Annotated in this window: 21 protein-coding genes and 2 pseudogenes; 8 read left to right on the plus strand and 15 right to left on the minus strand. The window is 68.9% G+C overall.

Going from position 1 to position 21,819, the window contains the following annotated elements:
- Nucleotides 1-88: 88 nt before the first annotated feature.
- Nucleotides 89-1,069, plus strand: coding sequence for a helix-turn-helix transcriptional regulator (locus FHX82_RS31865; protein WP_145936003.1), 981 nt, complete (start codon nt 89-91; stop codon nt 1,067-1,069).
- 118 nt (nt 1,070-1,187) lie between these two features.
- Here FHX82_RS31865 and FHX82_RS31870 read toward each other — a convergent pair whose 3' ends face one another.
- On the minus strand, nt 1,188-2,540 hold the full coding sequence (locus FHX82_RS31870; protein ID WP_145936002.1) for an amidase: 1,353 nt from the start codon (nt 2,538-2,540) through the stop codon (nt 1,188-1,190).
- A 170-nt stretch (nt 2,541-2,710) separates the two neighbouring features.
- Between FHX82_RS31870 and FHX82_RS31875 the strand changes: the two genes are divergently transcribed.
- From FHX82_RS31875 to FHX82_RS31895, 5 genes are read left to right on the plus strand one after another with little or no spacing between them, the layout of a single operon-like run.
- Nucleotides 2,711-2,947 carry a hypothetical protein gene (locus FHX82_RS31875; RefSeq protein ID WP_145936001.1) on the plus strand — a complete coding sequence of 79 codons (237 nt, stop codon included), beginning with the start codon at nt 2,711-2,713 and terminating at the stop codon, nt 2,945-2,947.
- Complete coding sequence (locus FHX82_RS31880) at nt 2,947-4,479, plus strand: sodium:solute symporter family protein (RefSeq protein WP_145936000.1); 1,533 nt, start codon at nt 2,947-2,949, stop codon at nt 4,477-4,479. The genes FHX82_RS31875 and FHX82_RS31880 overlap by 1 nt, the downstream gene beginning before the upstream one ends.
- Before the next feature lie 32 nt (nt 4,480-4,511).
- Entirely contained in the window at nt 4,512-5,399 is an 888-nt protein-coding gene (locus tag FHX82_RS31885; RefSeq protein ID WP_145935999.1) for an alpha/beta fold hydrolase, read from the plus strand.
- Complete coding sequence (locus tag FHX82_RS31890; protein WP_145935998.1) at nt 5,396-6,679, plus strand: YlbE family protein; 1,284 nt, start codon at nt 5,396-5,398, stop codon at nt 6,677-6,679. Before FHX82_RS31885 ends, FHX82_RS31890 begins: the two co-directional genes overlap by 4 nt.
- Before the next feature lie 42 nt (nt 6,680-6,721).
- A complete protein-coding gene (locus FHX82_RS31895) occupies nt 6,722-7,246 on the plus strand; it encodes a hypothetical protein (protein WP_145935997.1) in 525 nt (174 codons plus the stop codon).
- Here FHX82_RS31895 and FHX82_RS31900 read toward each other — a convergent pair.
- From FHX82_RS31900 to FHX82_RS38195, 8 genes and pseudogenes are all read right to left on the minus strand, one after another.
- Entirely contained in the window at nt 7,198-7,818 is a 621-nt protein-coding gene (locus FHX82_RS31900) for a TetR/AcrR family transcriptional regulator (protein WP_229881462.1), read from the minus strand. The two genes, FHX82_RS31895 and FHX82_RS31900, sit on opposite strands and share 49 nt — an antisense overlap.
- 59 nt (nt 7,819-7,877) lie before the next feature.
- A complete protein-coding gene (locus FHX82_RS31905) occupies nt 7,878-8,843 on the minus strand; it encodes an NADPH:quinone oxidoreductase family protein (RefSeq protein ID WP_145935995.1) in 966 nt (321 codons plus the stop codon).
- Between the two features lie 27 nt (nt 8,844-8,870).
- Complete coding sequence (locus FHX82_RS31910) at nt 8,871-9,803, minus strand: MBL fold metallo-hydrolase (RefSeq protein ID WP_145935994.1); 933 nt, start codon at nt 9,801-9,803, stop codon at nt 8,871-8,873.
- Nucleotides 9,800-11,797 carry an acetoacetate--CoA ligase gene (locus tag FHX82_RS31915; RefSeq protein WP_145935993.1) on the minus strand — a complete coding sequence of 666 codons (1,998 nt, stop codon included), beginning with the start codon at nt 11,795-11,797 and terminating at the stop codon, nt 9,800-9,802. The genes FHX82_RS31910 and FHX82_RS31915 overlap by 4 nt, the downstream gene beginning before the upstream one ends.
- A 27-nt stretch (nt 11,798-11,824) precedes the next feature.
- Nucleotides 11,825-12,808, minus strand: coding sequence for a cyclase family protein (locus tag FHX82_RS31920; RefSeq protein WP_145935992.1), 984 nt, complete (start codon nt 12,806-12,808; stop codon nt 11,825-11,827).
- 5 nt (nt 12,809-12,813) lie between these two features.
- Nucleotides 12,814-14,229, minus strand: coding sequence for an amidohydrolase family protein (locus FHX82_RS31925; protein ID WP_145935991.1), 1,416 nt, complete (start codon nt 14,227-14,229; stop codon nt 12,814-12,816).
- Between the two features lie 56 nt (nt 14,230-14,285).
- Entirely contained in the window at nt 14,286-15,083 is a 798-nt protein-coding gene (locus FHX82_RS31930; protein ID WP_145935990.1) for an SDR family NAD(P)-dependent oxidoreductase, read from the minus strand.
- A 75-nt stretch (nt 15,084-15,158) separates the two neighbouring features.
- Nucleotides 15,159-15,463, minus strand: a pseudogene (locus tag FHX82_RS38195) (transposase); the annotation flags it as partial.
- Nucleotides 15,464-15,562: 99 nt separating this feature from the next.
- Here FHX82_RS38195 and FHX82_RS31940 point away from each other — a divergent pair.
- Together FHX82_RS31940 and FHX82_RS36665 are read left to right on the plus strand one after the other, a co-directional pair.
- Nucleotides 15,563-15,928 (plus strand): hypothetical protein, encoded by a 366-nt coding sequence (locus FHX82_RS31940; protein ID WP_229881459.1) that lies wholly within the window; start codon nt 15,563-15,565, stop codon nt 15,926-15,928.
- A 330-nt stretch (nt 15,929-16,258) separates the two neighbouring features.
- Nucleotides 16,259-16,364 (plus strand): annotated as a pseudogene (locus tag FHX82_RS36665) (IS481 family transposase); the annotation flags it as partial.
- Here the strand turns inward: FHX82_RS36665 and FHX82_RS31945 are convergent.
- The 6 genes from FHX82_RS31945 to FHX82_RS31970 form a co-directional block, all read right to left on the minus strand.
- Nucleotides 16,345-16,614: a hypothetical protein gene (locus FHX82_RS31945; RefSeq protein ID WP_145935989.1), complete on the minus strand. Its 270-nt coding sequence runs from the start codon at nt 16,612-16,614 to the stop codon at nt 16,345-16,347. The pseudogene FHX82_RS36665 and the gene FHX82_RS31945 overlap by 20 nt on opposite strands.
- 550 nt (nt 16,615-17,164) lie before the next feature.
- A complete protein-coding gene (locus FHX82_RS31950) occupies nt 17,165-17,914 on the minus strand; it encodes an HpcH/HpaI aldolase family protein (protein ID WP_145935988.1) in 750 nt (249 codons plus the stop codon).
- A complete protein-coding gene (locus FHX82_RS31955; RefSeq protein WP_183176952.1) occupies nt 17,911-18,663 on the minus strand; it encodes an SDR family NAD(P)-dependent oxidoreductase in 753 nt (250 codons plus the stop codon). The genes FHX82_RS31950 and FHX82_RS31955 overlap by 4 nt, the downstream gene beginning before the upstream one ends.
- A complete protein-coding gene (gene hisD / locus FHX82_RS31960) occupies nt 18,660-19,955 on the minus strand; it encodes a histidinol dehydrogenase (RefSeq protein ID WP_145935986.1) in 1,296 nt (431 codons plus the stop codon). Before hisD ends, FHX82_RS31955 begins: the two co-directional genes overlap by 4 nt.
- A gap of 10 nt (nt 19,956-19,965) precedes the next feature.
- Nucleotides 19,966-20,646 (minus strand): alpha/beta fold hydrolase, encoded by a 681-nt coding sequence (locus tag FHX82_RS31965; protein WP_145935985.1) that lies wholly within the window; start codon nt 20,644-20,646, stop codon nt 19,966-19,968.
- On the minus strand, nt 20,643-21,761 hold the full coding sequence (locus FHX82_RS31970; RefSeq protein WP_145935984.1) for a cupin domain-containing protein: 1,119 nt from the start codon (nt 21,759-21,761) through the stop codon (nt 20,643-20,645). Before FHX82_RS31970 ends, FHX82_RS31965 begins: the two co-directional genes overlap by 4 nt.
- Nucleotides 21,762-21,819 lie beyond the last annotated feature (58 nt).

Below are 21,819 nucleotides of genomic sequence, written 5' to 3' on the forward strand. Positions count from 1 at the left end.
GCACCCCTCAGATCGTCTAGCATTCGGGCTCAATCACATGTGATGTGACCCCGAGGTGCGAGATGCGGATCGAAGCGGTACTTCCGCCATGGCCACGAACGTTCCTCCTGATTCCGTCGAGGCCGATCTGGTACGTGAGCGAGCGGTGACGGCGATGCAGGTGCTGCGTGAACTCATCCCCTGGGAGGGGTACGCCCTCTCAGCCTGGGACGCCGTGTCAGGAACCCACCGCCACGTCACACTGGCGAGCGAGGGTTACTCCACGCGGGTCCAGGCCCACATGAACGACGCCTTCGTCCAGGAGAATCCCGGTTTTCAGCTCTTGCACACCCGCGTACCCCACGCGCTGAGGTGGTCCGACCTCGCCCGTGATTGGCAGGTCGAGTTCTCCAAGACCTTCTCCGCGGAAGCGGTCCTGATCCCGGCGGGATTCAAAGAGGGCGCGACGATGTGCCTGCGGCTCCCGGACGGTCGCTACACCGGAGCGCTGCACATCAGCTGGGCACGTCCGCACGACGCCAGCGACGAGGCACGACGCACGATCGAGGGCTTCCGGCCACTACTCGCGCAGGCGTGTGACCTGCTGAGCGCGCTCCCGGCCGAGCAGCAGGTGGGTCCCGACGCCCACGCAGTGGTCATCTCCCCCACGGGGACCGTCTCGCAGATGCCCGGGCGATCGGCCGGACCGGTTCTCCTGGAGCACATGCCCAACCGTGTGCTCCACGACCTGGCTATGCGTGGCTCGGTTCGCCGGCGCTATCTGTGGGCAGGCCCGAAGGGGAGCTGTCACCGTATCGAAGTCATCCCGTGCCGCGGTCAGGCCACCCTGATCAGCGAGGAACAGATCCCGTGGCCCTTCGACCTCAGCCCCCGGGAGGCCCAGATCCTGCACCTGGTGGCACAAGGATTCTCCAATCCGCGGATCGCCGGGGAGCTCTTCATCAGTCCGCGCACGGTCTCCACCCATGTCGAGCACCTGCTCGACAAGCTCGCATGCGAGTCGCGAGCGCGGCTCGCGGCGATCGCGGCCGGCGCCGACCTTGTTCTCCTCAACGCCACGGACGCCTGAGGGTCTTCACGGACCGCCCAGCTGTGCACCTCGGACATCCTGTTCGACTTCTGACGGAATGACGAACCAGTCGCCGGCGACCACCCCGTAGAAATCGCGGTGAGAATCGCGCCAACCGTCAGCTCATCGCGGCAGCGGTCCGGAGCAGGGTCGCCTCCGAGCCGGGCGGCCCGACCAGTTGGAGCCCTATCGGCAGCCCGTCAGCATGACCGACCGGTACCGACATGGCTGGGAGCCCGAGAACGCTCCACGGGCTCGTCAGCGACAGAAGGGCCGCGCGGATGTCGACGGGGTGGCCATCGATCTTTCCGGCACGCGCACCCACAACCGGCGCGGGCATCGGCGTCGTCGGCAAGGCCAGGAAGTCGTAAGTGTCGAAGAGGTCGCTCACGACCGCCCGGACACGCTCACGAACGGCCAGAGCCGCCGACCACGATGTGACGGTGACGGTGGCGCCGGCGAGCAGGCGATCGCGGACCTCGGCGTCGTACAACTCGGGGTTCGACTCGAGCCGATCACGATGTACGGCGAAGGCCTCGCGTCCCTGGATGACCGCATAGGCCGACCGGAGCTGTTCTGCCTCGGGCAGGACCACCTCGCCAGTGACAAGGCCATCCACGCGGCCCCGGACGGCGCCGACGACCTCCTGCGACGTCGGGTGCAGCAGCCCGGGCAGCACCCAGCCGAGACGTGGCGCCGGGGCGTCGGCGCGCGGTGCATTGGTCGAGTGTGCCGTGCTGAGCGCGGCCCAGAGCACCGCCGCGTCCTCGGCGCTGCGCGCCATGACGCCCACTGTGTCGAGTGAGGCCGAAAGGGGTAGCACACCCTTGGTGCTGAGAGCGCCGTAGGTCGGCCTCAGTCCCACGATGCCGCATAAGGCAGCGGGGATGCGTGCTGATCCACCCGTGTCCGTGCCGAGCGCCAGCGGGACGATGCCTGCCGCGATCGCCGCGGCCGATCCGCTGCTCGAGCCCCCGGCCATGTGGTCAACGGCATGGGGATTGCGCGTGGGGCCGCTGGCGGCACGGTCTCCGGTCGGACCGTTGGCGAACTCGTGGGTGGCGGTCTTGCCCACGATGACAGCACCGGCATCTCGAAGACGGCGAACGCACGCAGCGTCGGTGGATGCGAGGTGGTCGCGACGGTGGCGGGACCCGGCCGTGGTCGGGAGACCGCGCACGTCAATCATGTCCTTGACCGCAACCGGCACGCCATGGAGAGGCCCTCGGACCAATCCGCTCGCGAGCTCACGGTCGGCCTGGCGTGCCGCGTCGCGTGCCCCGCGTTCGTCCAACGTGACGAAGGCGTTCACGCGGGGCTCCCACCGTGCGGCGGCGCTCAAGGACTCCTCGACCAGTTCGATCGACGACACCCGCCGGGCGCGCAGGTCGGAGCCGAGCTGTCGCAGGTCGAGCTCAGCGAAACGCCCCGCGCCAGTGGCGAGGGATTCGGCTCCAGTGGTGGACGACACGGGACTCCTTCGTGACCGGGCGGCATCGCGACTCTAGCGAGCCCGGAGAGCCAGGCCGAGGCCTCAAACCCCGAATACGTCAGCTGACCGATGCCCCTCGATCGAGCCCATTCCTACGCTCGAAGTCTCGACACCAGGAATTCACGCCCTGGTCGACCAAGTGAGGTTTCATGGAACGCAGGAAGGACGAACAGCGGCGTCCGGGCACAGTGCTGTTCGGCGCCTTGTTCGCGCTGGTCTACGCGGTCGCACTGGCGCCGCCGGTGTACATCACGCTCTCCCGGCAACATGGGATGTTGCTCTCAATCCCAGCGTCGGTCTGGTACATGCTCCTGGTCTCCGCGGCCGCGATCGCCGTGACCTACGGGCTCTGGCTGCTCGAGCGCCGGCGGGGGGTGCTGGACTGATGATCATCACCTTCGGCTCCCTGGCGCTGTTCTTTGCCGTCGTCGTCGGTGTACTGCACACCACCAAGCGACGGCGCGCCGCCGCCGCATCCTTCAGCGACTACGCAGTAGGGGAGCGCTCTTTCTCCAGTTGGTTCGTGTCGATGGCCTACACCAACTCGTGGTGGCCCGGATCGACGTTCACCGCAGTTTTCGGCCTGATGGTGGCCAGCGGTCTGGTCGGTCTGTACTTCCTGGTCTACTCCGTCCTCGGCGTCCTGGCGATGTACTTCATCGCACGCCCGGTCTGGAAGTGGGGCAAGCAGTTCGACCTGCGTACCCAGGCGGATCTGCTGGCTCTGCGCTACAACAGTCCCGCGCTCAAGCTCGTGGCCAGCGCTGTCAGCGTCGTCGCGCTCCTCCCGTGGCTCATCCTGGGTCTGATCGCCATGGGCGCCGTCATCCAGTGGGCGTCGCTGGGACACCTCTCGGTCGCCGACTCGATCCTGATCGGCATCCTCGTTCTCGTCGTCCGCCAGTTCTGGACCGTGCAGATGGGCATGCGCGGACTGATCGTGACCGACATGGTCCAGGGGATCGTGGCCTATCTGGGCTCGGCCGTCCTCTGCCTGGGTCTGCTCTTCTTCTACTTCCACGGTCTTTCGAACCTCAACCGCCTGAGCGAGAGCCAGCTCAGCCTGCCCGGCTTCGGATCCGAGAACGGCGGCTTCTACTACTTCGGCATCGTCGCGGCCGGCATCATCGGCAGCTTGTGCTGGCCCATGATCTTCACCCGTATCTACACCGCGGCCAGCGTGCAGGAAGTCAAGAAGGGATCCCTGCAGACCATGGTCATCGGCTTCGGGTTCTTCGTGCTACTCGTCGCAGTTGCGCTATGCGCGGCACCCCTTCCCTTCGCTGCGAAGGAGCCCGTTTCGGCGTTCTTCGCGGTCTCGCAGGATGCCGGCGGCACGTGGCTGCTCGCGTGCTCATTGGTCGTCGTCTTCGCGGCCGGCATGGGCTTCGTCGACGGCGTCACCCAGGCCATCGGCACCCAGGTCGCCAACGACATCGTCGGGGTCATCCGCCCGCTGCGTGACAAGCAGGAGCTCTACCTGGCCAAGGCCGCCATGGGAGTGAGCGCGATCATCGCCGCCGTCATCGCCTACCGGATCTACGACTCCCCCAACCTGGCAGGCGTCACGCAGCTGGCCTACCAAGCGATCATCCAACTGGCCGTTCCGATCTTCGGCGGACTCGTGTGGCGCCGCGGCACCAAGGCAGGAGCGATCACAGGACTCTTGACAGGCGCCTTGGTGGCGCTCGTGCTGACGGTGCCCTACATGAACGCCGGTGGTGCCGTTCCCTGGCTGAGCGGCCTCGGTTCCGGACTGGTGGGCCTGGTCGCCAACCTGGCTGTGTTCGTCGCCGTCAGCATCGCCCGCCCGGACGACGCCCCAGAGCGTCACCGGGTCGACCAGCTCTTCCGAGCGGCGCGATCACGTACCGCGTCTCCGGGACCTGTCACCAGCCCGCTCCCCGACCCCGCCTGAGCCCTGACCCCGCACAACAGGAGACACGACGCATGAGCACCATCGAGCACACCATCGACGTCCCGCACCTCGGGGGTTCGGTGATCGGTGCGACCTTCGGCAGGCCTTACGATCCTGAACTGCCCACGCTGGTCATGATCAACTCTTACACCACCTCCGCCGACCTGTACCGGCCGCAGTTCGCGGACCCGGCGCTGAACGGGGTGGTGAATCTCCTCGCCCTCGAGCCATTCGGGCACGGCCGCACCCGAGCGGGGTACGAGCACTTCACCTACTGGGACAGCGCGACCGCCAACCTCCAGGCGCTCGCCGCCCTGGGCATCAGCGAGGCATTCGTGCTGGGGACCTCCCAGGGCGGCTGGATCGCCGTCCGCATGGCATTGATGGCGCCCCAGGTCGTCAAAGGGCTGATCCCGCTGGGCACGTCGCTCGACACCGAGAGCCAGCGCACCCGCGACCTCGGTTGCTGGGACGGTCCGGGGTTCTGCACACCCTTCATCGACGCATTCGCCGATTCGGTCGATTCTGATTGGGTGGTGCCGGACCAGTTCGTGGACGACACCTTCGACGCGGCACTCGGCGGTCTGACCCACGACGAGCGCAAATTCTGGCTCACGACATATCGGAGGAATTACGCCGGAGACGCCGGCCGGCACCGCCTTCGCCTGTGCACGATCAACCTGCGCGATCGCGACGGTCTCCACGGCCGGTTGGATGAGGTGCGACCGCCGGTGCTGTGGCTGCACGGCACCGCCGACCAGGTCTACTCGATCGCCAACGCCGAAGAGGAGATCAAACTCCTCACGCGCTCGGCCGACGCCCACCTCGAGGTGATCGACGGCGGCCACCACTTCCTGAGTGCTTCGAAGCCTGATCAGGTGAATGCGGCCGCCGCCAAGTTCATCGCGAGGTGGGCATGACGAGCGCACACGTCGCCGGCCAGGCCCCGAGGACCGACCGCGAGGGAGCCAACGAGCCGGCGGTCGCGGCCATGCTGGCTGTCGACCCGATCCTGGTCGATGTCGCCCCCGCGCTCGAAGCCCTGCCGGGCATGACGCCGCACACGATCCTCGTCTCGGGAGCGCCGCTGGAGTGGGGGCAGTACACCGGTGGTCAGCGTCGGGCGGTCCTCGGAGCGGCCGTGTTCGAGGGGCTCGCCGACTCGCTTGCGGAGGCCGACGCCTTGCTGCACGAGGGGAAGATCATCGTCCGGCCCTGCCATGACTACGGCTGCGTCGGCTCCGTCACGGGCGTCACCTCGGCCTCCATGCCGGTGTGGGTTGTGGAGGATCCGGTCACCGGCGGTCGCGGGCACTGCCTGCTCTACGAGGGCAGCGAGCGTCAACGCCTGACCTACGGAGTCTGGAACGACGCAGTGCAGCGACGCCTGACCTGGTTGCGAGAGGTCTTGGCTCCGCAACTGTCGGCAGGTCTGCGGCATGTCGGTGGGCTGCGGCTGAGCCCCATCATCCGCCGCGCTCTGGGCATGGGGGATGACCTGCACAGCCGCAACACCGCCGCTACCGCCGTCCTGTATCAACAGTTGAGCGGACCGGTCCTCGACGCCAACGGGCTCGGCGCTGCTACCCGTGAGGTTCTCGACTTCCTTCGTCAGAACGACTTGTTCTTCCTCCACGTCGCCATGGCGACGGGCAAGTGCATCGCTGATCGCGCAGCAGGGATGGTGGGGAGCACCATCGTGACTGCCATGACGCTCAACGAGCGGCAGTTCGCGATTCGCACCGCCGGCACCGGACGACGCTGGTTCCGGGCGCCGATTCCCCCGCTACGGGCGAAGTTGTTCGACGGCCTCAGGCCCGAGGACACGGCGTTCATGGGCGGCGAAAGTCTCATTACCGAGACGGTCGGCCTGGGCGGCATGGCTGCAGCCGCGGCCTTCTCCCTCCAGGACTACAGCGGCGGTTCGGTCGATCACATGGTGCAGACGACGAACGCGATGTACGACATCACGCACGCCGAACATCCGACATGGAAGATTCCGTACCTAGCCTTCCGAGGCGTCCCGTTCGGGATCGACGCGGCACAGGTAGCCGCGTCCGGCATCACGCCGAGCATTCACATGGGCGCAGCACTCCGCGAGGGTGGTCACGCTGGCGCGGGGCTCCTGATCGCGCCGGTCGAACCGTTCCAGGACGCGGTCAAAGCATTGCGCGAAACGGGACTCGGTCGAAGACCGTGATCTCGGACGCTGCCGGCGAGGTGCGAGTCGAGGTTCCGCGGGATGAGCAAGGACCAGATCGTCGCGGCCATCTGCGAGCAGGCGACCCACATGCTGCCCGCCGAGCTGACGGCCGAGTCCGCGCACGACTTCCTCCAGCACATCCGCACCCTGGCGCGCGAGGAGGACCACGCCCGGCTGGTCGCCCAGATCTACGCCGAGGCCGCCGTCTCCCCCGCCCTCGCGGCCCTGGTCCAGCGCCAGCTCGAGGACCTGCGCCAGGCGGTCGCCGCGCTTCTGCCGCATCGCAAATCCGCCGACGCGGAACGGGTCGCCGAAGTGTTCGTGGCCCTCTGCCACGCCTACACCCAGCAACTCGCCGTCCGCGGCGATCCCGACCCGGCCCCCTACACCGCGGCGCTGATGGCGATCATCGAGTGTGACGAAGGGGCCGCGGGCCACCGAGGTTTCCGAAAAACGCCGGCGTGCCCCACACCCGCCTCGCGGTGCGGTGTGGCGGCAACCGGTGCACAGCGAATTCAGGGCAGCATGGCGAGCCAGATGCCGCTGCACACGTCGCTGACGTGAGAAAGGCTCGCCTCGGTGTCGCTTTGCACGGAGGCTCGATAGAAATTGCGCTCGGTCATCCAGCAGAGCGCGGAGGCCACCTCGTGCGCTGAAGACGGACCGTCGTCCGGCAGCCCTGCTCGGCGGAGAACGTCGCTCATCACCGCGATGTATCGATCCACAGTGTCGTTCCACATGACCCCGATGTCCGGGATGACGGCGCCCAGCTCGACAGCGGCCCGCATGACTCTGCCATGCCTGCGCCAGGATCCCTCGACACCGCGCATGGCTCGGAGGATGCTCTCGCGCGGATCCGATGTCGTGCCGGCAGCGGTGGATTCCGCGTCCTCGGCGAGCTCGCCGACTGTTCGACGCACGAGCGCTGTCAGCACGTCCTGTTTGGAGGCGAAGTAGAAGTACAAAGCGTTGCGGGTGATTCCCGCGCCGCGCGCGATCGACTCCACCGTCATGCCCTCGAGCGTCTCGGTCTCGAGCTGTGCCTCGGCGGCGTCGAGGATCGCTTGCTCCCGCAGGTCACCTTTGCGAGGCGTTACGCGGCGCCGTCGGCGGGTGGATGAATCTGCGCTCGTCACGCGATCCATCCTAGTGGTCACCGCGTCCGTGCCCGTTCATCAATGCGGCGATCCGGCGATCACCGCACCTCCAGCACGATCTTGCCGAGAGCACCGCGGCGGTCGAGGGTGCGCAGGGCCTCGGCAGCGTCAGAGAGCGGGAAGCGGTGCCCCAGGGCCGGCGAGAATGCGCCGGACTCCAGATGCGGCCGGATCTCCGCCCACTGTTCGGCGAGGTAGGCGGGTCTGGGGAGCCAGTAGGCTCCCCACCCGACTCCGACGGCCGACACGTTGTTGAGCAGCAGCCGGTTGAGGCGGACGGTCGGGATCTCGCCTCCGGTGAAGCCGATGACGAGGAGCCTGCCCTCGGCGCGCAGGCTGCGAAGGGAGTCGGTGACGCGGTCGCCGCCGACCGGGTCGACCACGAGGTCGACGCCCGCGCCGCCGGTGATGTCGGCGACGGCCGCCCGGAAGTCGCCGGCGTCGACCGCGTGGTGAGCGCCGGCGCGCAGGGCGAGTTCACGCTTGTCGTCGCTGGACGCCACGGCGATGACGGTGGCCCCGTACGCCCCGGCGACCTGGATGGCGGCGGTACCGATGCCGCCGGCGGCTCCGTGGACGAGCACCGATTCCCCGGCCTGCAGCCGGCCGCGGCGCAGAAGGCCGAAATGCATGGTGAGGTAGTTCATGGGAATGCCCGCGGCGGCGGCGAAGGACACGTTCGCGGGCAGCGGGAAGACGGCGTGGGCGGGAACGGCCACCTGCTCGGCCCAGCCGCCGTAGACGCTGACCCCGGCCACGCGGTCTCCGGTGTGGAAACCCGACTCCGCTGGAGCGGAGTGGACCACGCCGGCGACCTCGGAGCCGGGGACGAACGGGTAATTCGGCTTCATCTGGTACTGCCCGCGGCTGAGCAGCAGGTCAGGGTAGGTGACGCCGGCCGCGTGCACGTCGATGACGACGTCCGCGCCCGGATCGGGAGCCGGCACCTCGGTCAGTACGGCCGCGCCGGGCCCGTCGGGGGAAGCGATCCTGATCGCGTACAAGGCGTTCCCTTCAAGCTGGTGAGTGGGTCAGACCACGGTGCGCATCGGCCGGCCGCGCCACGTCACGGCGTCAGCGAGCGCCGTCACGACATCGACCTCGCCGGCGCCGCGGTCGGCATAGGCCCGGTGCAGGTTCGGCACGAGCCGTTCATTGTCGGCCCAGCCGGAGAAGCGGCCCAGGTCGGCGGCCACGGCGACCTCCAGGGGCTCTTTGCCGTTCTGGATGCCTTCTGCCGCGAGCGCCTGGATCAGGCGGTAGTACTCCTCGTGGTCGGCCAGCACGCGGTCGAGATCGGGTCCGCTGATGACCGGTCCGTGGCCGGGGACGATCTGCGTCGCGCCGAACCCGGTGAGCCACTCGAGCGACCGGAGGGCGCCGTCGACGCTCCCCATGAACACCAGTGGGGTGAGCCCGTTGAACAGGAGGTCGCCGGTGAACAGGACGCCTTCGTCGGGGATCCACGCGACCCCGTCTCCGGTGGTGTGAGCCGGATATCCGGGGTGCCGGAGCTCGACACGCAGGTTGCCGGCGTCGAGAGTGAGGTCGTCGGTGAATTCGACCTCGGGAACGCGGCGGGTGACCTCGCCCCAGTTCGGCACGGGCTCCCACAACGGGGGGCACCCGTCGATGACCGGATCCGTGCGCAGGTAGTCGCACATCGCACGCTGCCCGATCAGCATCGTGTCCGCAGGCAGGAGCGAGTTGCCGTACGTGTGGTCGCCGTGGGCGTGCGTGTTGAACGCCCATCGGATCGGGGTTCCCACGTTGTCGCCCACGGCAGCCAGGAACGCCCGGGTCCGGGTCGCGGTGGCGCACGTGTCGACGATGCACAGGCCGCGCTCGCCGGCGACCGCTCCCGCGTTGTTGACCCACCAGGTCCCGTCCGCCTGGATCCAGGCCCACACCCGGTCGGTGAGCCGGACGAGTTCCGCTCCGCTGACATCGTGGTCGGCGTTCACTGCGCTACCTCCGTGCGGCGTGCCGCGGCGATGGCCGCGTAGTGGTCGATGAGGGACGGGTCGTCGAGGCTGCCCGCGCTGGCGACGTGCTCCGGCGCGGCGCCTTGGAAGAGCCTCTTGACCGGGACCTCGATCCGCTTCCCCGTGCGGGTACGCGGGATGCCGGGGACCGCGAGGATCTCGTCCGGGACGTGCCGGCGGCTGGCGCTGTCCGCGATCACCCGGCTGATCGTCTCGCGCAGCTCGTCGTCCAGTTCGGCGCCGTCCGCCAGCTGCACGAACAACGGCATCCAGTACTTTCCGTCGTCCAGTTCCACGCCGATCATCATCGAGTCGGCGATCTGCGGGATCCGGGTGAGCGCGGCGTACACGTCGGCGGTGCCCATGCGAACGCCGCCCCGGTTGAGGGTGGAGTCCGAGCGCCCGGACACGATCGCCGTGCCTCGTTCGGTGATTTCGACCCAGTCGCCGTGTCGCCAGACGCCCGGGTACGTGGAGAAGTACGCGTCCCGGTAACGACTGCCGTCAGGGTCGTTCCAGAAGTACAACGGCATGGTCGGCATGGGTGCGGTGATGACGAGCTCACCGTCCCGGCCCACCACGGGTTTGCCGTCGTCGTCGAAGGACGCCACGGCGACCCCGAGCATGGGGCCGGACAGTTCGCCTGCCCACACGGGAAGCAGGGGGCTTCCGCCGAAAAACCCGCTGGCGACGTCGGTGCCTCCGGTGGAGGACACCAGCTGGGGATGCCGGCCGACGGCGTCGTAGACCCACTTCGCGGTCGCGGCCGGCAGCGGGGATCCGGTCGAGCCGATGAAGCGCACCCGGGACAGGTCGTACTCGCGGCCCGGCTCAAGCCCTCGCGCCGCGCAGCTGGTGAGGTAGCCCGCGCTGGTTCCGAGGTGGGTGAGGCCCCACTGCGCGGCATGAGCCCATTGCACGTCGAGATCCGGATAGGTCGGGCTCCCGTCGTAGACGACTGCCGTGGCGCCGGTCAGCATCGAGGAGACGACCACGTTCCACATCATCCAGGAGGTCGAGGTGTACCAGTAGAAGACGTCGCCGGGCCTGAGGTCGTTCTGCAGGACGAGCATCTTGTACTGCTCGAGCAGCATGCCGCCGTGGCCGTGCACGATGCCCTTCGGAATGCCCGTGGTGCCGGAGGAGAACAGGATCCACAGTGGATGGTCGAACGGGAGGGAGACGCAGGAAAGCGGCTCGTTGCCGCCGATGACGTCGTGCCACCTGTGCAACGCGACCCCGTCCCGGACGTCGGGGGCCGGGTGAGATTCCCCGCGGCCGACCCAGATGCACGCCCGCACGGTGGGGAGCTCGCCCAGGACCTGCAGCGCGGCCGCGGTCCGGTCGTGGAGCTTTCCGCCGAAGTGGTAGCCGTCCGCCGCGATCAGGACCTTCGGTTCGGTCTGCGCGAGGCGGTCCAGGACGCTTCGCACGCCGAACTCGGGCGCACACATCGTCCACACCGCTCCGATCGAGGCCGTAGCGAGGAACGCGATGACCGCGTGCTCGGTGTTGGGCAGGTAAGCCGCGACCCGGTCCCCCTCACCCACGCCCATCCGGCGCAGCGAGGCGGCAAGTGCGCCGACCTGGCGTCGAAGGTCGGCGCCGGTGAGCTCGACGACCGCGCCGGATTCGGTGCGCGCGACCAAGGCCGGTTGGTCGTCGTCGTGGGCCGCCAGGATGCGTTCGGCGAAGTTCACCCGGACGGCGGGGAACCAGACAGCACCCGGCATCGCCGCGTCCACCAGCGCATCCTCCGGTGCGACGCCCCTCGCTACGTCGAAGTACTCGGCGACGTCGGCCCAGAACGCAGCCAGGTTGTCCACCGACCACTGCCACAGTTCGGCGTAAGAGCCGAACGAGACGCCATGCCGCCGGCCGAGCCAGGCTGCGAACTCGGCGAGACGGCTTCCCGCACCACCATCGGGGGGCGACCACAGCAGCTCAGCCGACGCCGTGGAGTCGTGCGTCATCTCTTTCCCTTCCTCGTCCATCCTCTGTCACTTGATCGCCACCGCGCTGACCGGAGCTCCGGCGGCGCCGGTCAGCGGCAAAGGCGATGCGACGAACATGAACTCGTAGACGCCGTCGGCGGCGCAGTCCGCCGCGAGCGCGTCGAGATCGAACATCTCGCCGAACGCGATTCCGGTGTGCACCAGCGAGACCACGTGAAGCGGCTGGTAGACCCCGATTTCGTTCGGCCGTACCTCCACGCCCCAGGTGTCGGCCGCGATCGCGGCGACACCCTGCCGGTGCAGCCAGGGTGCGGTGTGCAGGGACAGCCCCGGCGCCGGTCCGCCGGCGTAGTCGCCCCAGCGGCCACGCCGCTCGCCGAGGAAACCCGTGCGGAGCACCAGCGCGTCGCCCGGCTGGACTGCCAGGGAGTGGGCGGCGAGGAACTCCTCGAGGTGGGCGACGGACACCGCGTATCCGGGCTCCAGTGCGGCGCCACCGCGCAGTTGGGGCAGGTCCACGAGAACGCCGCGCGTGACGATTCGCCCGGCGTAGTTCTCGATGCCGTTGGATCGGCTGCCGGCGGAGGTGGACTCCGCCGCGGATCGCCCGTTGTACATCTTGCCGTCCCAGAAGATGTGCGACAGCGAGTCCCACTGGGTCCCGGCCTGGTTCGCCATGATGACGATGTCGTCGGAATAGCCGAACCCCTTCGACGTACCCCCTCCGGGGAGGAAGTCCTGAGTGCCCGCAAGGTAATCCAGGCCCGTCGCCGTGGTCACCAGCTGCGGGTTGGACCGCAGGGAGCCGTCTTGCGGGCCGGTGTTGTCGTAGGGCATCGTGAGCGACACCGTCCGTCCCGCCTTCACCAGAGCGGCCGCGCGACAGATCGCGTCCGCGTCGATGAGGTTGACCGCACCGATCTCGTCGTCCTCGCCCCACCGCCCCCAGTTGGTGCACTGCTCGATGTAGCTGCGCAGCAGTTCGAGGTCCTCGGCCGGCGCGGGACCCGCGCTCGCGAAGTCGCCCATGCCGGTCAGCCCGCCAGGTTGGCGAGCGCCAGCGCGGTCGTTTCGTCGAAGCCCTCGGCCGGAGTCGCGGGGAACGGCCCCCCAGCGGACCGAATCCGTTCGAGCACCCGGCTCGCGGACTCGTCGGCTTCGGCGAGAAGCTTGGGGAGGTCGTGACCGACCAGCACCCCGTCTCGCTTGACGAAGTTGCCGGCGACCAGGACGTGGCGGACGTCGGACGGCGTGGTCTGGAAGATCACCGTGCCGGGCGCGTCGACGACGGGATGCTGCCCGATGCCAGGACCACCCACGACCATCAGGTCGGCTTGTTTGCCGACCGTGATGCTGCCGACGACATCGCCGAGGCCGCAGGCTTCGGCACCGTTGACGGTCGACCACTCGAGCGCCTGCAGCGCCGTGGTGGTGACTCGTTCCACGTCCTTGCCTGCGAGGTTCAGGTGCTCGGTGTCGGCCCACCGCTTGAAGGCGATACCCAGGCGGGCCTGGCTTGCCAGGTCGCCCGAGTTCAGCGACACGACATCGCACGACAGCGTCGGCTTGACGCCGAACTCCTCGCACTTCGCGAACACCGGGCGCCCCATGCCCATGTTGAGCTCGGTCTCGACGGAGATGGACACTTTCGCTCCCGCGTCGGCCAGCTGACGCCACTGGTCGTCGGTGAGTGCGTTGCAGTGAATGTGCACCTGGTCGGGGCCGAGCAAACCGGCACGGGCGATCTCGTCGAAACCCGAGGGCATCTGCCAGACGCAGGCCATGTGGGTGGCGATGAGGGCGTCGTGGGCGCGGGCCAGCTCGATCTCGGTGCGCGTGTTCGAGAACGGCACGAGGCCGAGTTCGTTGAGCGCGACACCGAGCGTGACCAGACCGTCGCCGCTGAAGTAGGTGCCGGCGATACGCTCGAAGTCCCTCACCCGTGCGGCGTGATCGGCGAAGTGCGGCGGCGCGTAGGGGCTGCTCTCGAAGAAGCCGTAGCAGAACTTGGCACGGACACCCGACTCCCGCAGCCCGGTCACCGCTGCGTCGGAGTGCTCGGGGGTGTTGTTGCAGTGGGAGAAGTCCAGGACGGTGGTGACTCCGGCGTTCAGCGCCTCGAGCGCGCCGAGCTTGTTGCCCAGGTGCACGTCCTCAGGAGTGTAGGACGGAGAGACGGCGAGGCGGATGCCGTAGAAGTAGTCGGCCAGCGTCCAGTCGGCGCAGATCGCGCGCATCTGGGTCTGCCAGGTGTGACGGTGGGTGTCCACCATGCCCGGCGCCAGCACGTGGCCCCGGATGTCGACGATGTCGGCGTCCTCGACGTCGAGGTGGGGGGCGACGGCCGCGATGACGCCGTCTTCGATGAGGACGTCGCCTTCGGGAAGGACACCGGTCGCGGGGTCCATGGTGATGATCTGCGCTCCGCGCAGCACAATTCGAGTGGTCATGGTCTTCCGAATCCGTTCTGGCTGGGTGGACCCCGGGACGAAGGCCGGGGTGGAGGTCAGACGAGGATGAGGCCACCGTCGAGCGTGAGACCTTGCCCGGTCATGCCGCCCGCGGCCGGCGAAGCCAGGTAGCCGATGAGCTGTGCGACCTCATCGGGCTGAAGCAGCCGGCCGAGGGGAACCCGGCTCAGCAGGCCGGGGATGACCGCACTCTCCGGCACGCCCAGCTGCGTTGCCCAGAGCGGGACAGCCTGCTGGACCATTTCGGTGTCGACGAAGCCCGGGCACACGGCGTTCACGGTGATTCCGGTGCCCGCGGTCTCCAGGGCCAGGCACCGGGTCAGGCCGAGGAGCGCGTGCTTGGTGGCGTTGTAGGGGCTCTGCAGCTTGCTGCCGTACTTGGCAGCCGTGGACGCGACGTTGATGACGCGGCCCCAGCCCTGGTCGCGCATGTGGGGAAGCACCGCACGGGCGAGACGGACGGCGCCGAGGACGTTGACCTCGTAGAGCCGCCGCCAGTCGTCGTCGGAGAGGTCCTCGAACCGTCCTACGGCACTCTGTCCGGTGGCGTAGACGAGCACGTCGACCGGGCCAAGTCCTTCGGTCACCTCATCGAGTACCCGCTGGGCGGAGTCCGGGTCGGTGACATCCGCGGCGACAACGTGCGCCTCGGCTCCCGTCGCGCGCACCTGGTCGGCGACGCCGTGCAGGCTCGCCGCGGTCCGGGCCGAGACCGCGACCCGTGCACCGCGCGCGGCGAGAGCCGTCGCAGCCGACGCACCGATGCCACGACTCGCACCGACGACGAGGGCGCATCGGCCGCTGAGATCGGCGACGGGGGTGGGGGCACTCATACGCGAGTCCTTTCACGTGACGACGGTGTCACAGCGACGACAATGCTAGACGCAACGTCGAGCAATGTCTACGTACTATCGTTTTTTTTGGACTCGACGTCGACTAGCGAGTGCAGGGCGAGCCGGCCCGAGGGTGCCGGGACGGCAGGTGCGAGTCGGCCGTCGAAGGCGATCTCGAAAGCGTTGAGTGCGAGTTTCGGCGGGGCTGCGCCGGCCGAGGCGTTTGCGAGGCCGGTTGTTGAGTTCGGCAGCCACGAGCTCGAGGTAGTCGGGGTGGTAGCCGGACAGGTCGGTGAACTTCGGAAAGTACTGGCGGAGAAGGCCGTTGGTGTTTTCGTTCGTGCTGCGCTGCCAGGCGAGTGCGGGTCGCGGAAATAGATGTCCAGCTTCGGCGGGACGTACTCGAACCACCTGCGGGCGGTAGCCGCCGTCGGTCACATCCTCGGCTTCGACACGGTCGGGGTGGTGAGCCGGACGTCGTGGCAGCGCTGGCCGAGCACTTCGGCACCTGCTACGTCATGCCGGAGGGCGGCAGCAACGCTCTCGGCGTGCGCGGCTGCGCCGAACTGCCGACGGAGATTGAGGCGAACCTCGACGTCATCTGTTGCGCCTGCGGTACGGGTGCGACGCCGGCCGGGATCGCCGACGGACTGACCGGCACCCGGCGGGCACTGGGTTTCGCCGTCCTCAAGGGCGGTCGGTTCCTGGATGATGAGGTGCGGCGGCTCCAGCGCGAAGCCTTTGGCCGCGCGACCAGCAACTGGGCGATGGATGACGGCTTTCACTTCGGCGGCTACGCCAAGCGCACGCCATCACACTCGACTGGGTGTACGAGGCCAAGATGATGTACGGCCTGTTCAACCGCATCGCCTCCGGTGCGTTCGCAGCCGGAACAATCATCGTGGCGGTCTTGAGCTGAGCTGTTAATGCTTGAGATCACAAGTGTGAAACCAGCATCGCGCTCGCGGCGCGGATGCCTCGCGGATCTGCCACCTGAGGCGTAGAGCGTCCGCGAACGGTTGACAACGCTCTGGGGAAAGATACTGAAATCAAGCCTTCCGGGCGGCCTATCCCCTTGGGTACGCAATCTTTTCGGCCGATCGGCGGCGCGGCGGTACCCCGGTCCCGCGTGACCGTCGCGAGGTGCCACACGACCAACCGCCCCGCTGCCGGCCGTCTGGAACGTGCACTACAACTACCATCGACCACACACCGCCGCTGGAGAACAGCCACCCGCCTCCCGACTCCAGCGTCACCAACATCATGGCCACATACAGCTAGCCGATCGAGCACCAGGCCGGGCGTGATCGATCGTCATGACGACGATCGCCGTGGGCAGCGAAAGCTTCACTGCTCGCTCCTGCGGGGACAACTTCCCTTCCGGGTCGACCTGCTTGTGAAACCGATCCACAGCCGCCTTGCGCGCCGCCGCGGTGCGGGCAGCCCGGTCTTGGGTGTTCGCCCACGACACATGCGCGGCGATCTGCGCGCGCAGCCGACGCTGCTCAGGTGTCAACTCATTCGAAACCATGCTTCGAGCACAGCACAACGGTGTCACCCCGCACCCACTGTCACGCTCACACCGCGGCAACTCCGTCCGAGCAGAGGACGCGCCGTGCGGGGGCCCAATGCTCCGAACAGGACACCCGCACAGCACATGGTTCACCAGCGCTCGCCACCCAACAGGGGCACGCCGTCAGACGCGATCCCCGAGCCGCATGCTGCGGAAGAACTGCTGCACCGACTTGGACTCTGGATAGTTCCCCGCCAGCAACGACCGATCCCACTCCTGCACATACGACCGCCACACCGGCGCCGAGGGCCGCGGTAGACCCCCTTCAGTCAAACCGGAAGAACAGTCACGAGACCACGAAAAAGCGGGCCCTCACAGCTCTGAGCTGCGAGAACCCGCTTCGCCGTCGGGACGACAGGGTTTGAACCGGAGGCCCGCGACGAACGTGGCCAGTCCTCTCGCCAATTCCACCGGGGCACGTTCTGCGGCATGAGCGGAGTAGGTAACCGCGCGTCCGTCCCGATAGCCGAGCAGCAACCGGGGCCGACAAGCTGGCGCGCACGGACGTTCACGAATCCACTCGTGCCGCTGCCAGGGCGCGCAGGGTGTGGAGCAGGACGTGCGTCAGGTTGTAGATCACCGCGCCCGGGGGTGCGGTCTTGGCCTGTTCCGCGCTTCCCACGATGCTCACCATCGGCTTGCGCGCCCGCTCCGCGGCTCGCGCGACGCGCTGCGTCGCTTCTGCCACAAGGGGTTCGGCCGCGCCGCCGGTCAGGCCCATCGCCACCGAAAGGTCGGCGGGGCCCACGAGGACCGCGTCGACCCCGGGCACCGACAGGATTTCGGGTACCGCGGTGCACCCTGCCGGTGTCTCGATCATCGGCACGACGATCGTGGTCTCCTCGGCCTTTTCCAGGTGCTCGGTGATGCTGTGCGCGCCGAACCGGCCGGCCCTGCTGTAGGTCGCGAAGCCCCGCTCGCCCAGTGGCGGGTAGTGCGCTGCCGCGACCACCGCCCGGGCCTGGGCAGCGGTGTCGACATGCGGCGCGATCACCCCGTCCGCGCCGAGGTCGAGCACTCGCAGCACGAGCGCTGGCTCGGCCGCGCCGACTCGCACCAACACGCCGAGGCCGTGGGCCTGTGCCGCCACCACGTGCTGCTGCAACGGAACCAGGTCGGCGGGCCCGTGTTCGCAGTCGAACACCACGAAGTCGAGTCCCGCCACCCCGGCCATCTCGACGAGCGTCTCCGATGGCAGCCGCAAAAGCCCGCCGAGCAGTCGTTCCCCGGACCGCAGGCGCTGCTTCAGCGTGGTCATCGCGCCACCATCCCCGCGGACAGGTCGATGTCGGCCGCGCACAGCCCCGGCATCCGCAGCATCGCGAGGACCGCCGCCGCCACTTCCGGTTCCGTGACCATCCGGCCCAGTGCCGCCCGCCCCACGAACGCCCGCTCCGCCTCGGTGCGGCTCACCCCCGTGCGCTCGGCCTCCAGCCGGAAATTGCGGTCCATCCGCGGCCCCTCGACCGGCCCCGGCGACAGTGAGTTGACCGACACCCCGAGCGGCCCGACCTCCCCCGCCAGCGTCGCCGTCAGGCCGATGACCGCCATCTTCGACGCGCAGTACGGCGTGCGCCGCAGCAGCGGTCGCTTCCCGCTCACCGACGCGATGTTGATGACGTCGCCCGCCCCGCGCGCGACCATCGCCGGGAGGAACGCGCGGCACACCAGGTACATCCCGCGGACGTTGACGGCGAAGACGTCGTCCCACTCCTGCGGCTCGACCTCGACCAGCGGCTTGACCGGTCCCGCGACCCCGGCGTTGTTGACCAGCACCGAGATCTCTTCGTCCGCCAGCTCGCCGGCCAGCGCGGCGACCGAGGCGGGATCGGCGACGTCGCACACGGCGGCCCGGCCCGGGCCCGGCAACCGGGCCACCGTCTCGTCCAGACTGGACTGCCGCCGCCCGGTCACCACCACCCGCACGCCCTCGCGCGACAACGCCACGGCGATCGCCCGGCCCAGACCGTTGCCGCCGCCCGTGACCAGCGCTGTCCGCCCCCTCATGCCGGGTTCCACGACAGCTCACCGCGGCGGAACTCCGCCGCCCGCACGTCGCCGGAGCGCGCGTGGCCCTCGAACAGCTCCACCCGCGCCGCGCGCCCGCACACCTCGCCGAGCCGCACGCTGGACTCGCTGCTCGTCACCTCCTGGTAGGTGACCGTCTTGAGGTACTTGCCGACCCAGAGCCCGCCGGTGTAGCGGGCGGCGCCGCGCGTGGGCAGGACGTGGTTGGTGCCGATCACCTTGTCCCCGTAGGACACGCACGTGCCCGGCCCGAGGAACAGTGCCCCGTAGTCGCGCATCTTGTCCAGCGCCTGCCGTGGCTGCTCGGTGAGGACCTGGACGTGCTCGAACGCGTAGGTGTCGGCCAGCGCGAACGCCTCGTCGAGGGAATCGACCACGTGGACCTCGCCGTGGTCGCACCACGCCGGCTCGGCGAAGTCGCGGGTGGGCATGCCGGGCAGCAACGCCTCGACGTGGTCGAGCACCTCCCTGGCGACGTCCTCCGAGGTCGTGATCAGCACCGCCGGGGAATCCGGCCCGTGCTCGGCCTGCGACAACAGGTCCACGGCGACGACGAACGGGTCTGCCGTGTGGTCGGCCACGATCAGCACCTCGGTCGGCCCGGCGAACAGGTCGATCCCCACCTCGCCGAACAGCTGCCGCTTGGCCTCGGCGACGTAGGCGTTGCCCGGTCCGGCGATCAGGTCGACCCGCCCCACGGTCTCCGTGCCGACGGCCAGCGCGGCCACCGCCTGCACCCCGCCCAGCAGGTAGATCTCGTCGGCGCCGGCGAGGTGCATGGCGGCGACGGTGGCCTCGGGGACCTCACCGCGGATCGGCGGCGTGCAGGCGGCCACCCTGGGTACCCCGGCGACCTTCGCGGTCACGATCGTCATGTGCGCCGACGCGGTGAGCGGGTACCGGCCACCGGGGACGTATGCGCCCGCAGCGGATACCGGCACGTGCTTTTGTCCCAAATGGACACCCGGCAGGGTCTCCACCTCGAACTCGTGCAACGAATCCCGCTGGTGCCGGGCGAAGGTGCGCACCTGGTCCTGCACGAACCGGATGTCGTCGAGCACCTGTGCGGGAACCCTGGCAACGATCTCCTCGACCTGTTCGGCGGAGAGGCGGAACGACTCGGGTGACCACGAGTCGAACTTCGCCGAGTAGTCGCGGACCGCGGCGTCACCGCGTTCCCGGATGTCGGCGATGATCGCGCGGACACGGTCGGCGACGCCGGCCCGCCCGGCCCGCTCGGCGGGGACGGCGGATTTCAGGACCTTGGGCATGGGATCTCCTTCATCGGATGAAACGCAACCAGTCGCGCAGCACCTCGGCCGCGGCGGCGGGTTCCTCGAGCGTCAGCAGGTGCCCGGATTTCGGGAGCACCCGCAGGGTGGGGTTGGCCGCCTGCGCGGCGATGGCGTGGTGGAACGACGGCGGGCACAACACGTCCCGTGCGCCGCACAGCACCAGGACCGGGCAGGACAGCCCTGCGATCGCGGGGTGGAAATCGCGCCGGGTGGCCTGGGCAGCGAGCTGCGCGCGGAACGTGTCCGGCCCGATCCGCCGCGCCATGACCAGAAAACGCTGGTACAAAGCCGGATCCGGATCGGCGAACATGGTCGGCAGGATCCGCCCGGCAGCTTCCTCGAAGCCACCCTCCGCGGTGAGCCGGTCCAGCTCCGCCCAGCCGGCCAGCTGCTCCGAAGACGGCGCGCCGGCATTGGTCGACACCGCGCAGAACCCGGCCAGCCGCTCGGGTGTCCGCCGGGCGACCTCGAACCCGGCGATGGCGCCGAGACTGACTCCGACGAGCACGAACGGTCCGTCCACAGCGGACAGGATCTGCTCGGCCATGCCGCCGATCGAGGGCGCGGTGATCTCGGCGTGCACCACCGGCCCCGGCACGTCGACACCGCTCCAGAGGCCCGCGTCGCACAGCATCCCGGGCACCAGCACCACCGGCGGTGACGTCATCGCGCGCGGGGCAGCAGGTGGTACGGCGCGAGATAGCCGTTGTGGTCCAGGCCGACACCGGCGTCGGCGGCCGCCTTGACGACCTCCTCATCCCACTCCAGCCGGACGCGCCCGTCACCGCCGTTGACGACGAGCAGGGTCGCCGTCTCACCGGACACGTTGCGGACGCTGCGCCACGCACCGCGCGGCACGGACAGCATGTCCCACGGGCCGAGGCGCACGCTGACCTCGTCGTGCCGGTTGAGCGTGACCTCCCATTCGCCGTCCTTCACCATGAGGACCTGCGTCTCGTCGTGGCGGTGGAGCAGCAGGCCCTCTCCCGGCTCAGCGCGCAGCCACGCGACGTTGTGCCCGTGCGGGTTGTAGATGCGCGGTTCCTGGTCGCGGTCCTCGGTCATGCCGAAGCCGATCACCGTGGCCAGCTCGGCGCGTCCGCCCGGCAGCACGCTCCCCAGCAGCGCGCGGGCGGACCATCGCAGATCGCCGGTGGCAGCCACCCGCCGCCGCAGCTTCGCCACGTCGTAGGAGGGCAGGGCCGCGATGTCGGCGGGGGCCATCGGCTGGACCAGCTCGGCCGGGTCGGGAACCTCGTCGCCCGCGACGGTGTCGATGAGCCGGTTGTCCGCGCCGAGGTACAGGCCGTGGCCCTCGGCCTCCCGCAACACGGACGGGCCCCAGATGATCCCGCCGGTGTCGTCGTGCCCGAGCACCGTGAACAGCCAGCCGTCGTCGGGGCCAACGTTCGTGAAGCCCCGGAAGATCCACGTCGGGATCGAGGCGATGTCGCCCTCGCGCAGCACCAGCTCGCCCTCGTCGCCGTCCGCACCCCACCGCAGCAGGAACTCGCCGCGGAAGCACAGGAACACCTCGGCCGTGAAGTGCAGATGCAGATTGTTCGTGATGCCGTGCGGCATCGCCGCGGCGCCGATGCTGAACCCGTGGGGCTCGCGCAGGTTCACCACCTGGTCCGGGTTCTGCGTCACCCCCGGGCCGATCATCGAGTAGTTCTCCTTGCGGTCCGATCCCGGTGTCCGGCAGTCGATGAACGCCTGGTTGCAGGACACGAAATCGGTGCGGCGGATCGTGCGGCGGCGCAGCTCCTCGTCGGTGACCATGGCACCCCTTCGCTGAAATCGGTTGTACATACGTATGCATACCATCACTGCGCACACC

This window comes from Amycolatopsis bartoniae (assembly GCF_014191255.1).
In the GTDB taxonomy this organism is placed as follows: Bacteria; Actinomycetota; Actinomycetes; order Mycobacteriales; family Pseudonocardiaceae; genus Amycolatopsis_E; species Amycolatopsis_E bartoniae.

Bases quoted from the DNA above. Each gene is read 5' to 3' on its own strand.
- FHX82_RS31915 (WP_145935993.1), bottom strand. From the start codon at position 11,797: ATGACGCACGACTCCACGGCGTCGGCTGAGCTGCTGTGGTCGCCCCCC.
- FHX82_RS31865 (WP_145936003.1), top strand. From the start codon at position 89: ATGGCCACGAACGTTCCTCCTGATTCCGTCGAGGCCGATCTGGTACGT.
- FHX82_RS31890 (WP_145935998.1), top strand. From the start codon at position 5,396: ATGACGAGCGCACACGTCGCCGGCCAGGCCCCGAGGACCGACCGCGAG.
- FHX82_RS31965 (WP_145935985.1), bottom strand. From the start codon at position 20,646: ATGACGTCACCGCCGGTGGTGCTGGTGCCCGGGATGCTGTGCGACGCG.
- FHX82_RS31950 (WP_145935988.1), bottom strand. From the start codon at position 17,914: ATGACCACGCTGAAGCAGCGCCTGCGGTCCGGGGAACGACTGCTCGGC.
- FHX82_RS31885 (WP_145935999.1), top strand. From the start codon at position 4,512: ATGAGCACCATCGAGCACACCATCGACGTCCCGCACCTCGGGGGTTCG.
- FHX82_RS31925 (WP_145935991.1), bottom strand. From the start codon at position 14,229: ATGACCACTCGAATTGTGCTGCGCGGAGCGCAGATCATCACCATGGAC.
- FHX82_RS31930 (WP_145935990.1), bottom strand. From the start codon at position 15,083: ATGAGTGCCCCCACCCCCGTCGCCGATCTCAGCGGCCGATGCGCCCTC.
- hisD (WP_145935986.1), bottom strand. From the start codon at position 19,955: ATGCCCAAGGTCCTGAAATCCGCCGTCCCCGCCGAGCGGGCCGGGCGG.
- FHX82_RS31945 (WP_145935989.1), bottom strand. From the start codon at position 16,614: ATGGTTTCGAATGAGTTGACACCTGAGCAGCGTCGGCTGCGCGCGCAG.
- FHX82_RS31955 (WP_183176952.1), bottom strand. From the start codon at position 18,663: ATGAGGGGGCGGACAGCGCTGGTCACGGGCGGCGGCAACGGTCTGGGC.
- FHX82_RS31875 (WP_145936001.1), top strand. From the start codon at position 2,711: ATGGAACGCAGGAAGGACGAACAGCGGCGTCCGGGCACAGTGCTGTTC.
- FHX82_RS31895 (WP_145935997.1), top strand. From the start codon at position 6,722: ATGAGCAAGGACCAGATCGTCGCGGCCATCTGCGAGCAGGCGACCCAC.
- FHX82_RS31970 (WP_145935984.1), bottom strand. From the start codon at position 21,761: ATGGTCACCGACGAGGAGCTGCGCCGCCGCACGATCCGCCGCACCGAT.
- FHX82_RS31880 (WP_145936000.1), top strand. From the start codon at position 2,947: ATGATCATCACCTTCGGCTCCCTGGCGCTGTTCTTTGCCGTCGTCGTC.
- FHX82_RS31920 (WP_145935992.1), bottom strand. From the start codon at position 12,808: ATGGGCGACTTCGCGAGCGCGGGTCCCGCGCCGGCCGAGGACCTCGAA.